The sequence below is a fragment of the Klebsiella sp. GG_Kp173 genome (assembly GCF_040062415.1).
In the GTDB taxonomy this organism is placed as follows: Bacteria; Pseudomonadota; Gammaproteobacteria; order Enterobacterales; family Enterobacteriaceae; genus Klebsiella; species Klebsiella quasipneumoniae.
The window spans coordinates 21,317-35,085 of sequence record NZ_JBEAFZ010000084.1; the positions used below are offsets into that span (position 1 = coordinate 21,317).

General features: G+C 57.5%; 13 protein-coding genes and 1 other RNA gene. 8 read left to right on the forward strand and 6 right to left on the reverse strand.

The window, feature by feature from the left end; genetic code table 11:
• Positions 1-31 precede the first annotated feature (31 nt).
• Positions 32-622 carry a nucleotide exchange factor GrpE gene (gene grpE / locus ABLU50_RS19860; RefSeq protein ID WP_004174800.1) on the reverse strand — a complete coding sequence of 197 codons (591 nt, stop codon included), beginning with the start codon at positions 620-622 and terminating at the stop codon, positions 32-34.
• 124 nt (positions 623-746) lie between these two features.
• Between grpE and nadK the strand changes: the two genes are divergently transcribed.
• The 3 genes from nadK (at position 747) to bamE (ending at position 3,861) form a co-directional block, all read left to right on the forward strand.
• The gene (gene nadK, locus ABLU50_RS19865; RefSeq protein ID WP_002914158.1) at positions 747-1,625 is read left to right on the forward strand and encodes an NAD(+) kinase; all 879 of its coding nucleotides are present in this window, start codon (positions 747-749) and stop codon (positions 1,623-1,625) included.
• Positions 1,626-1,711: 86 nt separating this feature from the next.
• Positions 1,712-3,373 (forward strand): DNA repair protein RecN, encoded by a 1,662-nt coding sequence (gene recN, locus ABLU50_RS19870; RefSeq protein WP_004206849.1) that lies wholly within the window; start codon positions 1,712-1,714, stop codon positions 3,371-3,373.
• A 146-nt stretch (positions 3,374-3,519) separates the two neighbouring features.
• Positions 3,520-3,861: an outer membrane protein assembly factor BamE gene (gene bamE, locus ABLU50_RS19875; protein ID WP_004206850.1), complete on the forward strand. Its 342-nt coding sequence runs from the start codon at positions 3,520-3,522 to the stop codon at positions 3,859-3,861.
• 71 nt (positions 3,862-3,932) lie between these two features.
• Here bamE and ABLU50_RS19880 read toward each other — a convergent pair whose 3' ends face one another.
• Both ABLU50_RS19880 and ABLU50_RS19885 read right to left on the reverse strand, forming a co-directional pair.
• A complete protein-coding gene (locus ABLU50_RS19880) occupies positions 3,933-4,223 on the reverse strand; it encodes an RnfH family protein (protein ID WP_004206851.1) in 291 nt (96 codons plus the stop codon).
• Positions 4,213-4,650 (reverse strand): type II toxin-antitoxin system RatA family toxin, encoded by a 438-nt coding sequence (locus ABLU50_RS19885; RefSeq protein WP_008806099.1) that lies wholly within the window; start codon positions 4,648-4,650, stop codon positions 4,213-4,215. Before ABLU50_RS19885 ends, ABLU50_RS19880 begins: the two co-directional genes overlap by 11 nt.
• A gap of 149 nt (positions 4,651-4,799) precedes the next feature.
• On the opposite strand from ABLU50_RS19885, the gene smpB reads away from it, so the two are divergent.
• Both smpB and ssrA read left to right on the forward strand, forming a co-directional pair.
• Entirely contained in the window at positions 4,800-5,282 is a 483-nt protein-coding gene (gene smpB / locus ABLU50_RS19890) for an SsrA-binding protein SmpB (protein WP_002914164.1), read from the forward strand.
• Positions 5,283-5,426: 144 nt separating this feature from the next.
• Positions 5,427-5,789, forward strand: a transfer-messenger RNA (tmRNA) gene (ssrA, locus tag ABLU50_RS19895).
• 279 nt (positions 5,790-6,068) lie between these two features.
• Here ssrA and ABLU50_RS19900 read toward each other — a convergent pair.
• Together ABLU50_RS19900 and ABLU50_RS19905 are read right to left on the reverse strand one after the other, a co-directional pair.
• The gene (locus tag ABLU50_RS19900; RefSeq protein WP_087832464.1) at positions 6,069-6,869 is read right to left on the reverse strand and encodes a hypothetical protein; all 801 of its coding nucleotides are present in this window, start codon (positions 6,867-6,869) and stop codon (positions 6,069-6,071) included.
• Between the two features lie 134 nt (positions 6,870-7,003).
• Positions 7,004-7,888, reverse strand: coding sequence for a LysR family transcriptional regulator (locus ABLU50_RS19905; RefSeq protein WP_087832465.1), 885 nt, complete (start codon positions 7,886-7,888; stop codon positions 7,004-7,006).
• A 211-nt stretch (positions 7,889-8,099) separates the two neighbouring features.
• Here ABLU50_RS19905 and ABLU50_RS19910 point away from each other — a divergent pair, with 211 nt between their 5' ends.
• Positions 8,100-8,672, forward strand: a complete 573-nt coding sequence (locus ABLU50_RS19910; protein ID WP_048295370.1) for a flavin reductase — start codon at positions 8,100-8,102, stop codon at positions 8,670-8,672.
• Between the two features lie 19 nt (positions 8,673-8,691).
• Here ABLU50_RS19910 and ABLU50_RS19915 read toward each other — a convergent pair whose 3' ends face one another.
• Positions 8,692-9,045 (reverse strand): helix-turn-helix domain-containing protein, encoded by a 354-nt coding sequence (locus ABLU50_RS19915; protein WP_004205765.1) that lies wholly within the window; start codon positions 9,043-9,045, stop codon positions 8,692-8,694.
• A 333-nt stretch (positions 9,046-9,378) separates the two neighbouring features.
• Between ABLU50_RS19915 and oqxA the strand changes: the two genes are divergently transcribed.
• Together oqxA and oqxB are read left to right on the forward strand one after the other, a co-directional pair.
• Positions 9,379-10,554 (forward strand): multidrug efflux RND transporter periplasmic adaptor subunit OqxA, encoded by a 1,176-nt coding sequence (gene oqxA, locus ABLU50_RS19920; protein WP_087832466.1) that lies wholly within the window; start codon positions 9,379-9,381, stop codon positions 10,552-10,554.
• A 23-nt stretch (positions 10,555-10,577) separates the two neighbouring features.
• Positions 10,578-13,730, forward strand: a complete 3,153-nt coding sequence (gene oqxB, locus ABLU50_RS19925) for a multidrug efflux RND transporter permease subunit OqxB (protein WP_106479223.1) — start codon at positions 10,578-10,580, stop codon at positions 13,728-13,730.
• Positions 13,731-13,769 lie beyond the last annotated feature (39 nt).

Below are 13,769 nucleotides of genomic sequence, written 5' to 3' on the forward strand. Positions count from 1 at the left end.
CGCGGGCAGCCGTTGAGCAAGGCAGCAAACGTTATTTCGCTTTTGCTACCGTCACCATCGCGGCGCGAATGGTGCGGCCGTTCAGGGTGTAACCTTTCTGCATCACGGCCAGCACGTTGCCCGCCGCCACGTCTTCAGACTCGACCATCGCAATGGCCTGGTGGACGTTCGGATCCAGCGGAACGTTGGTGTCGGCGATCACTTCCACGCCGAACTTACGCACTACGTCCAGCATAGATTTGAGGGTCAGTTCGATCCCTTCCACCATCGGCGCCAGCTCCGGGTTAGCCTTGTCGGCCACTTCCAGCGCGCGGTCCAGGCTGTCGATCACCGGCAGCAGTTCATTGACGAATTTTTCCAGCGCGAATTTGTGCGCTTTCTCGATATCCTGCTCGGTACGACGACGCAGGTTATCTTCGTCGGCTTTGGCACGCAGCATCACTTCACGTTCACGTTTCTGCGCTTCAGCCAGCTGGGCTTCCAGATTCGCAATTTTTTCATCGCGCGGATCCACCTGCTCAGCCGAAACTTCAGGCTCTACCGCCTCAACGTCGTCGTGCTGCTCCGTGATAATTTCTTCCGGGGCTTGCCCCTCAGGCGTTTTCTGTTCTTTACTACTCATGAATTTCTCCGCGTTTTTTTCGCATTCATCTCGCTAACTTCGCTTATTATGGGGATCAGTTTCCGGGTTTCAAGGGAAGCGGACAGATTGTCACTATTTCATTTAACGCAAGGACATCCAGATCATGAAGAACCATTTCAAGTGTATCGGCATTGTGGGACATCCTCGTCACCCCACCGCCCTGACCACACATGAAATGCTCTGGCGCTGGCTGTGCAGCAAAGGGTATGAAGTGCTGGTTGAACAGCAGATCGCCCATGAACTCCAGCTCAGCAACGTGAAAACCGGCACGCTGGCGGAGATTGGCCAACAGGCCGACCTCGCGGTGGTCGTGGGCGGCGACGGCAATATGCTCGGCGCGGCGCGGACTCTGGCCCGTTATGACATTAACGTCATCGGCATTAACCGCGGCAACCTCGGCTTTCTCACCGACCTGGACCCGGACAACGCCCTGCAGCAGCTCGCCGACGTGCTGGAAGGCCACTACATCGCCGAGAAACGCTTTCTGCTGGAAGCCCAGGTGTGCCAGCAGGATTGCCAGAAACGCATCAGCACCGCCATCAACGAAGTGGTGCTGCACCCCGGCAAAGTGGCGCATATGATTGAGTTCGAAGTCTATATCGATGAAGTCTTCGCCTTCTCCCAGCGCTCCGATGGTCTGATAATATCCACCCCGACCGGCTCAACAGCCTATTCGCTGTCGGCCGGCGGCCCGATCCTCACCCCGTCGCTGGACGCCATCACCCTGGTGCCGATGTTCCCGCACACCCTCTCGGCGCGACCGCTGGTGATCAACGGCGACAGCACCATCCGCCTGCGCTTCTCTCACCGCTGCAGCGATCTGGAGATCAGCTGCGACAGTCAGATTGCCCTGCCGATCCAGGATGGCGAAGATGTCCTCATCCGCCGCTGCGATTACCACCTCAATCTGATTCATCCCAAAGACTACAGCTATTTCAATACATTAAGCACCAAGCTCGGCTGGTCGAAAAAATTGTTCTGATTTACATCGCTGCCTCTTTACTGGATAAAAAACCAGTCTATACTGTACGAAAACACAGTATTGGTTTTTCATACAGGAAGGCAGCTATGTTGGCGCAACTCACCATCAGTAATTTTGCTATCGTTCGTGAACTGGAAATTGATTTCCACAGCGGTATGACCGCCATCACCGGGGAAACCGGCGCCGGGAAATCCATTGCCATCGACGCGCTGGGGCTGTGCCTCGGCGGCAGAGCGGAAGCCGACATGGTGCGTCGCGGCGCTACCCGTGCCGACCTGTGCGCGCGCTTCGCGCTGAAAGATACCCCAGCCGCCCAGCGCTGGCTGGAAGAGAACCAGCTGGAGAGCGGGCGTGAGTGTTTACTTCGCCGGGTGATCAGCGCCGACGGCCGCTCGCGCGGCTTCATCAACGGCACCGCCGTTCCGCTCTCGCAGCTGCGCGAACTGGGCCAACTGCTGATCCAGATCCATGGCCAGCATGCGCACCAGCTGTTGACCAAACCCGAACACCAGAAAACGCTGCTCGACGGCTATACCGGTGAGTATGCGCTCACTCAGCGTATGGCCGAGCACTATCGCCAGTGGCACCAGAGCTGCCGCGAGCTGGCCCAGCATCAGCAGCAGAGCCAGGAGCGCGCCGCCCGCGCCGATCTGCTGCAGTACCAGCTTAAAGAATTGAATGAATTTAACCCGCTGGCGGGAGAGTTTGAGCAGATTGACGAAGAGTACAAGCGCCTGGCCAACAGCGGGCAGCTGCTCAGCACCTGCCAGCATGCCCTGACGGTACTGGCGGACGGCGAAGAGGCCAATCTGCAGAGCCAGCTTTATACCGCGAAGCAGCTGGTCAGCGAGCTGGTGGGTATGGACAGCAAGCTTTCCGGCGTGCTGGATATGCTGGAAGAGGCGGCCATTCAGCTCAGCGAGGCCAGCGACGAGCTGCGCCACTACCATGACCGTCTGGACCTTGATCCTAACCGTCTGTTCGAACTTGAGCAGCGGATTTCCCGGCAAATCGCGCTGGCGCGTAAACACCAGGTGATGCCGGAAGAGCTGCCGGCGGTTTATCAGGCGATGCTCGAAGAGCAGCGCCTGCTGGACGACAGCGCCGGCTCGCTGGAATCCCTCAGCCAGCAGGTGGTCGAACATCATCAGCTGGCGCTGGAGACCGCGCGTCAGCTGCACGCCCTGCGCCAGGCCAGCGCCGACGAGCTGACCCAGCTTATCACCGAGAGTATGCACTCACTTTCGATGCCGCATGGGGTCTTCGCGATTGAGGTCGCTTTTGATGAACGCCATCTCACCGCCGACGGCGCCGATCATATTGAGTTCCGCGTCACCACTAACCCGGGTCAGCCGCTGCAGCCGATCGCGAAAGTGGCCTCTGGCGGCGAATTGTCGCGTATTGCGCTGGCGATTCAGGTGATCACCGCGCGTAAAATGGAAACCCCGGCGCTCATCTTCGACGAAGTGGACGTCGGCATCAGCGGCCCGACCGCTGCCGTGGTCGGCAAGCTGCTGCGCCAACTGGGCGAGTCCACGCAGGTGATGTGCGTGACCCACCTGCCGCAGGTCGCAGGCTGCGGCCACCATCATTTCTTCGTCTGCAAAGAGACCGATGGCGAGATGACCGAAACCCATATGCAACCGCTGGATAAGCGTGCTCGTCTGCAGGAGTTGGCTCGCCTGCTGGGCGGCAGCGAGGTCACGCGCAACACCCTGGCAAACGCGAAAGAGTTGCTTGCGGCGTAAACTTTTTGATTTTCACAGGGTCATAGTGAACAGCAAATTGCCTGCTGACCGCAGCCGGAGGTTTCCATCGGCGCGAAGGTCTATTATTATCGGCATATTACAGATGAGCCACGTACTGCTCGGGCCCAAAAAGGAATCAAATCACTATGCGCTGTAAAACGCTGACTGCTGCCGCAGCGGTTCTTCTTATGTTGACCGCAGGCTGTTCCACTCTGGAACGAGTGGTTTACCGTCCTGACATCAACCAGGGTAACTATCTGGCACCTAACGATGTAGCAAAAATTCGTGTCGGTATGACGCAACAGCAGGTTGCTTATGCTCTCGGAACGCCAATGATGTCGGATCCGTTCGGCACCAACACCTGGTTCTATGTATTCCGTCAGGAGCCGGGCCACGAGAAAGTGACTCAGCAAACCCTAACCCTGACCTTCAACAATGGCGGCGTGTTAACCAACATTGATAACAAGCCCGCGCTGACCAGTCAGTAAGGCCCCCGGAAAAGCAAAAAGCGCTCAGTGAGCGCTTTTTTTATGGCTGATAGCCGGTCTGCTGCTGCGGGTTACTTCGCGGCGTTTTTCTCCGCCCGCTGGCGACGCAGCTCTTTAGGGTCTGCGATCAGCGGGCGATAGATTTCTACCCGGTCGCCGTCGTGAACTTCGTCATGCAGCTTAACCGGACGACTGTAGATACCCAGCTTGTTTTTCGCCAGATCGATATCATCACGCAAGGCCAATAGCCCGCTGGCGATAATCGCCTGCTCGACCGTCGCTCCCTCATCCAGGGTGACCCGCTGCAGGTACTGCTTTTCAGGCAGCGCGTAAGCGACCTCAACACGAATATTAGCTGGCACTGTAGACCTCTTTGGCGCGCGAAGTGAACGCCTGCACCATGTTGGCGGCCAGTTCCTTGAAGACCCGGCCAAAGGCCATCTCAATCAGCTTATTGGTAAACTCAAAATCGAGATGGAACTCGATTTTGCACGCCTCCGGGCTCAGCGGAATAAACTTCCAGCCGCCAATCAACTTCTTGAACGGGCCATCCACCAGGCTCATCAAAATGCTCTGGTTGCTGGTCAGTGTATTCCGGGTTGTGAAGGTCTTACTGATGCCGGCTTTGGACACATCAACCGCCGCCGTCATTTGCGTCGGCCCGAATTCCAGCACGCGGCTACCGGTGCAGCCTGGCAGAAAATCAGGATAGGACTTCACATCGTTTACCAGTTGATACATCTGTTCCGCGCTGAAAGGCACCAGCGCAGTACGGCTAATCTGAGGCATAGCAGGTTCCACATTTAAACACAGTGCAAATAATATCATTTATCTGCTGCTAAAAAAAACGCTGTGCCGCAACTCGTGCTAAGATGCGCAGTACACCTCGCAGGATGCGATCGAGGTAACTGTGTATAAGACGATGACTTCAGGACATTATGACTAAGAAAAAAGCCCACAAACCTGGATCAGCCACCATTGCGCTGAATAAACGCGCCCGTCACGAATACTTTATCGAAGATGAATACGAGGCTGGTCTCGCCCTGCAGGGCTGGGAAGTCAAATCCCTGCGTGCAGGCAAAGCCAACATCGGCGATAGCTATGTCATCCTGAAGGATGGCGAAGCCTTCCTGTTCGGCGCCAACTTTACGCCCATGGCCGTGGCTTCCACCCACTATGTCTGCGACCCGACGCGCACCCGTAAGCTGCTGCTCAACCAGCGCGAACTCGACACGCTGTACGGCCGTATTAACCGCGAAGGTTATACCGTTGTCGCCCTGTCGCTGTACTGGAAGAACGCCTGGTGCAAAGTGAAAATCGGCGTCGCCAAAGGTAAGAAACAGCACGACAAGCGTACCGACCTGAAGGATCGTGAATGGGCGCTGGATAAGGCGCGTATTATGAAGCACGCCGGACGCTAACCCCCTCCCCTGAGGGCCAGCTTTCGCTGGCCCTTACGCTATATCTTTGTTGATGCTGCTTTTTCGTCCACCCTTGCTGAAATAATCCTGCGTGATGGGGCTGGTAACGACATTCACAAATCTGTTATACTTGACTTACACATTGGGGCTGATTCTGGATTCGACGGGATTTGCGAAACCCAAGGTGCATGCCGAGGGGCGGTTGGCCTCGTAAAAAGCCGCAAAAAATAGTCGCAAACGACGAAAACTACGCTTTAGCAGCTTAATAACCTGCTCTGAGCCCTCTCTCCCTAGCTTCCGCTCTTAAGACGGGGATCAAAGAGAGGTCAAACCCAAAAGAGATCGCGTGGATGCCCTGCCTGGGGTTGAAGCGTTAAATCTAATCAGGCTAGTTTGTTAGTGGCGTGTCTGTCCGCAGCTGGCAAGCGAATGTAAAGACTGACTAAGCATGTAGTGCCGAGGATGTAGGAATTTCGGACGCGGGTTCAACTCCCGCCAGCTCCACCAAAATTCTCCATCGGTGATTACCAGAGTCATCCGATGAAGTCCTGAAAGCCCGCACGGCGCAAGCCCTGCGGGCTTTTTTGTGCCCTCAATTTGTCCCGCGCAGTCCAAAGAAAACTCATTAAATCCGAACCTTTTAGGCCTATTGATAGGCACAACGAAAAGCTCTGGTATTTTCACGTTACCGATACCCCGCTAGCCCCTCTCTCAGGATAAGACCACTCGCGACATCTCGCACAACCCTTGCACACTCCGGCCGCGTCCGCGGCCGGAGGGATAGATTTACCCCTTGGCAGAATACGCGTCCAGCATGGCTAGGACCGCCCGACGCGCCGCATCGTCTGCGATATTGTCAGGCAGCGCATCAGCCCGCAGAGTGACATAAGCATCAGCAGCCCTTCGAATGGCAATCCCGACAGAGTGACGATCGTGCGTTGCCAGGGTGGAAGTCAGCAGGCCATCGGGATCAATGCCGAGGGCTTCTATTCGGCGAACGCCGCGTTGCGGTAGATTGGCGCGACGGAACAGCATCGGTCCCAGCACTTGTTCCCGGAAGAAAGACAGCATCCCCAGCGCTTCGAAGAGTTCGCCCCTGCCCAGTTTAACCCCGGCATAATGCAGCCAGATCCAGGCTCGGGACTCAAACCACTCCGGCGTCATGTTCGGCCAGTGCGCGCTAAATTTTGCCAGCTGCCGCTCGAGAGCATCGTTATCTCGGGTAAATAGCACGGCAGGCTCTTCAACGCGCTGAGTGAGCATGTCCAGGATGATAAATTTCAGATCGACATGCAGAAGTTGCGGGCCAAACAGGCAGATCAGCAGGCGAGGCTCACCGACGTGTTCCCCGGTGAAAGCATGTAACAGATGGCCGAGGGTTCCGGCGAACGCCATACGCTGAGCCATGATTTCGTCATAATAGAGAGGGTCGACCACCACCACGAAATCCAGATCGGAGTATTGATCAAACCCGCCATGGATAAACGAGCCGCCGGCGAGAAGGGAGTGGATCCGCGAATCAGACTGTAATTTAAGCTTCAGTTGCTCTGCAAAACTTCTGTGTAAATCGGGTAGCGTATTCAGCATACTTTTTCCTGTTCACAAAAAAGACAAAGCATTACAGAATATCGAGCGATTGATCGGCAGACCAGATATTTCTGCTGGAACCCTCCCCTCCCTGGCGAGGCTCCCGACGCGCTATATCGTAAGCAATACCTCCCTCAAACCACCTCGCTCATCCACTCAGCAAACGCCCGCACGGCGGGAGAGAGAAAACGCTGGTGCGGATAGAGCAAAGTGATGGGTACCGGGGGCGGCTGCCAGTCCGTCAGCACTTCCACCAGCCTCCCCTCCCGCAGGTGGTCAGCAACGATATTCTCCGCCAGCTGCGCCAGCCCAAATCCTGCCAGGCACATTTTTATATAGAGCCCCGTTTCATTCACCGCGGCGGTGCCGCTGACGGGTACAGAAAAAGTCTCGCCGTGGCGAACGAAGCGGAACTCATCGGCCCGCCTCGCCTGGCCGGAGAAATAATGCACCGCCCGGTGCTGAGAGAGCGCCTCCGGTGACGGCGGCACGCCATATTCCCGAAGATAGTCCGGTGACGCGCAGGTCACCCAACGAAAGCGGCCCAGAGGCCGGGCCACCAGGCTGGAGTTGTTCAGCTCTCCCGTGCGTATCACGCAGTCGATGCCTTCCTGAATGAGATCGACCGGCCGATCGCTGACGCCGATCATCAGGTAGATGTCAGGGTAGCGTCGGTAAAAGTCTTGCAGATGGGGCATGACGATGAAATGCGCGATGCCCGCGGGCATATCAACCCGCAGGCGCCCCTGAGGCCGCGCCACAGACTCGCTCAGGCTGGATTCGCTATGTTCGATGAGGGCGAGAATTTCCCGGCACTGCGCCAGATACTGCATCCCTTCCGGAGTCAGGCTCACCCGCCTTGTGGTCCGGTTCAGCAGCCGCACCTTCAGGTATTTCTCAAGGTTTTTAATGGTACTGGTGACAGTGGAGGCTGGCAGGGAAAGGGTTTCCGCGGCACGCACGAAGCTCCCTGCCTCCGCGACGCGCACAAACATCTGCATAGCCTGGATACGATCCACCTTCTTTCTCTCCTGTAGCGAGCAGCTTACCGACAGATGGCATGATTATTCGTTGATTATGAATAATGAAAACAATTTACGCATCTTTTTGCGCTTAATCGCCTGGCGTATCGTTGCACGGTGGATGACGAATGAGGGGTTGAAAACGACCATAGCCTCAACAAATATCCATACAATCAACAAATTAAATAACACGTATAAAGGAAAAATCATGTCCGTTCAGGCTGTCGAATTACGTAAGGCCTATCGTTTATTGCAGGTCGGGTCCACCACCATGATTTCCGCAAAATATGATGGCGTCGAAAATGTCATGTCAGCCGCCTGGGTTGGGCTGGCAGGCGAGCGAAAAGTGGTGGCCTATATCGGCACCCAGGCCTTCACTCGTCAGCTGGTGGAAAAGAGCGGCTATTTCGTCGTGCAGATCCCCGTAGTCAGCCAGATGGCAACCGTCCTCTACGCTGGCGGGCGCAGCTATGCCGATGCGCCGGATAAAAATGACACCATCCCCTTCTTTTATCAGCCGGAGTTCGATCTCCCCCTTGTGGCAGGCTGCGCGGGCTGGCTGGTGTGTAAAGTGATGCCTTACCCGGACATCCAGCAACAGCACAATCTGTTTATGGGCGACATCGTCGCCGCCTGGAGCGATGACCGGGTATTCCGTAACGGGCACTGGATTTTTGATGATGCGCCGGACGAGCTGCGGACCGTTCACTATGTCGCTGGCGGGCAGTTCTATGCCATCGGCAAAGGCAGCAAATTCGATCATGGACCGGGTAAGGACTGACCCTCCCCGGTCATGAAGATCACTGACGAGATGTCTGCGCGGCAGAGCGGCTGATACTCCGGCGCCAGACGCCGGGCGCCTGGCCATACTGGCGCTTGAAGCTGCGGTTGAAGGACTGCTGGGAGTCAAAGCCGAGGGCGATCGCCACGTTGAGGATCGGCTCGTTGCTGTGGGCTAAGCGTTCAACCGATTTTTGCAGCTTTTGCGCCCGGATATACTCCCCGAGGGGGTGCCCGGTATGTTCTTTGAAGATCCGCTGCAGGTGCCACTTCGAATAGCCGGCTCGCCGGGCAACGGTATCAATATCCAGACGGCTATCAAGATGGTTGTCGATCCAGTCGATCAGATCCTGAATGATGGCGCCAGTGTTCATCATATTTCCCCCTCGCGGCCGGTTAAAAGCATCTTTAACAGTTGCATTAAAAGGTGGCCTGGTTTTACACAAAATGCAAGTTTTATTGTTGCATTTAAAACCCTGCCAGGATCGCGCCTTTTTTCTCCGGTGAGGATCGCACATAAAGTGCAACAATTATTCTTGCACTTAGTTAAGCGCCTTCCTACAATCGCCGCGATAGTGTATTCGAAATTGTTACAATTTTGTGGCGATGATCGACACAAATGGCCTTAAGCCAGCCCGGACAAAGGAAGTGGCGCAGCCTCTCAGGCTGCGTCTTGCCCGGCGGCTACAATGACTGGAATAAAAATAATGAGCCTGCAAAAAACCTGGGGAAACATTCACCTGACCGCGCTCGGCGCGATGATGCTCTCCTTTCTGCTCGTCGGCTGCGACGACAGCGTCGCACAAAACGCCGCGCCGCCCGCGCCGGCCGTCAGCGCCGCTAAGGTGTTGGTGAAGTCGATCAGTCAGTGGGATAGTTTTAACGGTCGCATTGAAGCGGTGGAGAGCGTTCAGCTCCGCCCCCGCGTCTCGGGATATATTGATAAAGTGAATTATACCGACGGCCAGGAGGTGAAAAAGGGCCAGGTGCTGTTCACGATAGACGACAGAACCTATCGCGCCGCGCTGGAGCAGGCGCAGGCGACGCTGGCGAGAGCCAAAACGCAGGCCAGTCTGGCGCAAAGCGAGGCGAACCGCACCGATAAATTAGTTCATACCAACCTCGTCTCCCGTGAAGAGTGGGAGCAGCGTCGGTCAGCCGCGGTTCAGGCCCAGGCCGATATTCGCGCCGCGCAGGCGGCGGTGGATGCCGCGCAGCTTAACCTCGACTTCACCAAAGTGACTGCCCCTATCGACGGCCGCGCCAGCCGCGCGCTGATCACCAGCGGCAACCTTGTCACGGCGGGCGACACCGCCAGCGTGCTCACCACCCTGGTCTCGCAGAAGACGGTGTATGTCTACTTTGACGTCGACGAGTCAACCTACCTGCACTATCAGAATCTCGCCCGCCGCGGGCAAAGCGCCTCCAGCAATAATCAGGCGCTTCCGGTGGAGATTGGCCTGGTTGGCGAGGAGGGCTACCCCCATCAGGGAAAAGTGGATTTTCTCGATAATCAGTTAACGCCGAGCACCGGCACCATCCGCATGCGCGCCCTGCTGGATAACTCGCAGCGGCTGTTCACGCCGGGGCTGTTTGCCCGCGTGCGTCTGCCGGGCAGCGCGGCGTTCCAGGCTACGCTTATCGACGACAAAGCGGTGCTCACCGATCAGGACCGCAAATATGTCTATATCGTTGATAAAGATGGCAAAGCGCAGCGACGTGATATCACGCCGGGGCGGCTGGTCGACGGTTTACGCATCGTGAAACAGGGTCTGAAGCCTGAGGATAGCGTCATCGTCGAAGGCTTACAAAAAGTGTTTATGCCGGGTATGGCGGTTAACGCCAAAACCGTTGCCATGACCCCCAGCGCCGCCCTCAACTGATCCCTTATCAGAGAATCCAAGACATGGACTTTTCCCGCTTTTTTATCGACAGGCCCATTTTCGCCGCAGTGCTGTCGATTTTAATTTTTATCACCGGGTTAATCGCCATCCCGCTGCTGCCGGTGAGCGAATATCCTGACGTCGTGCCGCCCAGCGTGCAGGTGCGCGCGGAGTATCCCGGCGCCAACCCGAAAGTGATCGCCGAGACCGTGGCGACGCCGCTGGAGGAAGCGATCAACGGCGTTGAAAACATGATGTACATGAAATCGGTCGCCGGCTCCGACGGCGTGCTGGTGACCACCGTGACCTTCCGCCCGGGTACCGACCCGGATCAGGCGCAGGTTCAGGTGCAGAACCGGGTCGCGCAGGCCGAGGCGCGTCTGCCGGAGGATGTGCGCCGTCTGGGGATCACCACCCAGAAACAGTCCCCGACGCTGACCCTGGTGGTACATCTGTTTTCGCCTAACGGTAAGTACGACTCGCTGTATATGCGCAACTACGCCACGCTGAAGGTGAAGGATGAGCTGGCGCGCCTGCCCGGCGTCGGCCAGATCCAGATATTTGGCTCCGGCGAATACGCGATGCGCGTCTGGCTGGATCCCAACAAGGTGGCCGCCCGCGGTCTGACGGCCTCGGATGTGGTGACGGCGATGCAGGAGCAAAACGTCCAGGTCTCCGCCGGTCAGCTTGGCGCCGAGCCGCTGCCGCAGGAGAGCGACTTCCTGATCTCGATTAACGCCCAGGGCCGTCTGCATACCGAAGAAGAGTTTGGCAATATCATTCTGAAAACGGCGCAGGACGGCTCGTTGGTCCGCCTGCGCGACGTGGCGCGCATCGAGATGGGTTCCGGTAGCTATGCGCTGCGCTCCCAGCTCAACAATAAGGATGCGGTCGGGATCGGTATCTTCCAGTCCCCGGGGGCTAACGCCATCGATTTGTCGAACGCCGTGCGTGCCAAAATGGCCGAGCTGGCCACCCGTTTCCCGGAAGATATGAAATGGGCGGCGCCGTACGACCCGACGGTTTTCGTCCGCGACTCCATCCGCGCGGTGGTGCAGACGCTGCTGGAGGCGGTCGTGCTGGTGGTGCTGGTGGTGATCCTGTTCCTGCAGACCTGGCGCGCATCGATTATCCCGCTGATCGCGGTGCCGGTATCGGTGGTCGGTACCTTCAGCATTCTCTATCTGCTGGGCTTCTCGCTGAATACCCTGAGTCTGTTCGGGCTGGTACTGGCGATTGGTATCGTGGTGGATGACGCCATCGTGGTGGTGGAAAACGTCGAGCGCAATATCGAAGAGGGGCTTGCGCCGCTTGCCGCGGCGCATCAGGCGATGCGAGAGGTCTCCGGGCCGATTATCGCTATTGCGCTGGTGCTGTGCGCGGTGTTCGTGCCAATGGCGTTTCTCTCAGGCGTTACCGGTCAGTTCTACAAGCAGTTTGCGGTGACCATCGCCATCTCCACGGTGATCTCGGCCATCAACTCGCTGACGCTCTCCCCGGCATTGGCGGCCCTGCTGTTAAAGCCGCACGGCGCGAAAAAAGATCTCCCTACCCGGCTGATCGATCGTCTGTTTGGCTGGATTTTCCGTCCGTTTAACCGCTTTTTCCTGCGCAGCTCGAACGGCTATCAGGGACTGGTGAGTAAAACCCTCGGTCGCCGTGGCGCAGTGTTTGTGGTGTACCTGCTGCTGCTCTGCGCCGCAGGGGTGATGTTTAAAGTCGTCCCCGGCGGGTTTATTCCCACCCAGGACAAACTGTACCTGATTGGCGGCGTGAAGATGCCGGAAGGTTCGTCGCTGGCGCGCACCGATGCGGTGATCCGCAAAATGAGCGAGATTGGGATGAATACCGAAGGGGTCGATTATGCGGTCGCCTTCCCCGGTCTTAACGCGCTGCAGTTCACCAACACGCCGAATACCGGGACGGTCTTTTTTGGCCTGAAACCGTTCGACCAGCGCAAACACTCGGCGGCGGAAATCAATGCGGAAATCAACGCTAAAATCGCGCAAATCCAGCAGGGCTTTGGCTTCTCCATCCTGCCGCCGCCGATTTTAGGACTGGGTCAGGGCTCCGGCTACTCCCTTTACATCCAGGATCGCGGTGGGCTGGGCTATGGCGCGCTGCAAAGCGCGGTGAATGCGATGTCCGGGACGATTATGCAGACGCCGGGGATGCACTTCCCGATCTCGACCTACCAGGCTAACGTGCCGCAGCTGGACGTGCAGGTCGATCGCGATAAGGCGAAAGCGCAGGGTGTATCGCTGACCGATCTGTTCGGCACGCTGCAGACCTATCTCGGCTCGTCTTATGTCAATGACTTTAACCAGTTCGGGCGTACCTGGCGCGTGATGGCCCAGGCTGACGGACCATACCGCGAGAGCGTGGAAGATATCGCCAATCTGCGCACCCGCAATAATCAGGGCGAAATGGTGCCGATCGGCAGTATGGTGAATATCAGTACCACCTACGGGCCGGATCCGGTGATCCGCTACAACGGTTATCCGGCGGCGGACCTGATTGGCGATGCCGATCCGCGCATTCTCTCCTCCTCGCAGGCGATGACGCTGCTGGACGCCATGTCTAAACAGGTGCTGCCGAATGGGATGAATATTGAATGGACGGATCTCAGCTTCCAGCAGGCCACCCAGGGCAACACGGCGCTGATCGTCTTCCCGGTGGCGGTGCTGCTGGCGTTCCTCGTGCTGGCGGCGCTGTATGAAAGCTGGACCCTGCCGCTGGCGGTGATCCTTATCGTGCCGATGACGATGCTCTCCGCGCTGTTTGGCGTCTGGCTGACCGGGGGCGATAACAACGTCTTTGTGCAGGTGGGGCTGGTGGTCCTGATGGGCCTGGCCTGTAAAAACGCCATTCTGATCGTCGAGTTTGCCCGCGAGCTGGAGATTCAGGGCAAAGGCATCATGGAGGCCGCGCTGGAGGCGTGCCGCCTGCGTCTGCGCCCGATTGTGATGACCTCCATCGCCTTTATCGCCGGGACCATTCCGCTGATCCTCGGCCACGGCGCAGGAGCGGAAGTTCGCGGCGTCACCGGGATCACGGTGTTCTCCGGGATGCTGGGGGTGACGCTGTTCGGTCTGTTCCTGACACCGGTGTTTTACGTGACGCTACGGAAACTGGTGACCCGCAGTAAGCCGATCCAGGAGGATCTGCCCGCCTAGCCTGCAGCAGATAACAAAAAACCGCCTTCACAATTTGAA

What these genes read in the sequence shown, in the direction of transcription:
- ABLU50_RS19915 (WP_004205765.1), bottom strand. Translation starts at nt 9,045, where the DNA reads ATGAACACTGGCGCCATCATTCAGGATCTGATCGACTGGATCGACAAC.
- oqxA (WP_087832466.1), top strand. Translation starts at nt 9,379, where the DNA reads ATGAGCCTGCAAAAAACCTGGGGAAACATTCACCTGACCGCGCTCGGC.
- nadK (WP_002914158.1), top strand. Translation starts at nt 747, where the DNA reads ATGAAGAACCATTTCAAGTGTATCGGCATTGTGGGACATCCTCGTCAC.
- smpB (WP_002914164.1), top strand. Translation starts at nt 4,800, where the DNA reads ATGACTAAGAAAAAAGCCCACAAACCTGGATCAGCCACCATTGCGCTG.
- ABLU50_RS19910 (WP_048295370.1), top strand. Translation starts at nt 8,100, where the DNA reads ATGTCCGTTCAGGCTGTCGAATTACGTAAGGCCTATCGTTTATTGCAG.
- recN (WP_004206849.1), top strand. Translation starts at nt 1,712, where the DNA reads ATGTTGGCGCAACTCACCATCAGTAATTTTGCTATCGTTCGTGAACTG.
- grpE (WP_004174800.1), bottom strand. Translation starts at nt 622, where the DNA reads ATGAGTAGTAAAGAACAGAAAACGCCTGAGGGGCAAGCCCCGGAAGAA.
- ABLU50_RS19900 (WP_087832464.1), bottom strand. Translation starts at nt 6,869, where the DNA reads ATGCTGAATACGCTACCCGATTTACACAGAAGTTTTGCAGAGCAACTG.
- ABLU50_RS19885 (WP_008806099.1), bottom strand. Translation starts at nt 4,650, where the DNA reads ATGCCTCAGATTAGCCGTACTGCGCTGGTGCCTTTCAGCGCGGAACAG.
- bamE (WP_004206850.1), top strand. Translation starts at nt 3,520, where the DNA reads ATGCGCTGTAAAACGCTGACTGCTGCCGCAGCGGTTCTTCTTATGTTG.
- oqxB (WP_106479223.1), top strand. Translation starts at nt 10,578, where the DNA reads ATGGACTTTTCCCGCTTTTTTATCGACAGGCCCATTTTCGCCGCAGTG.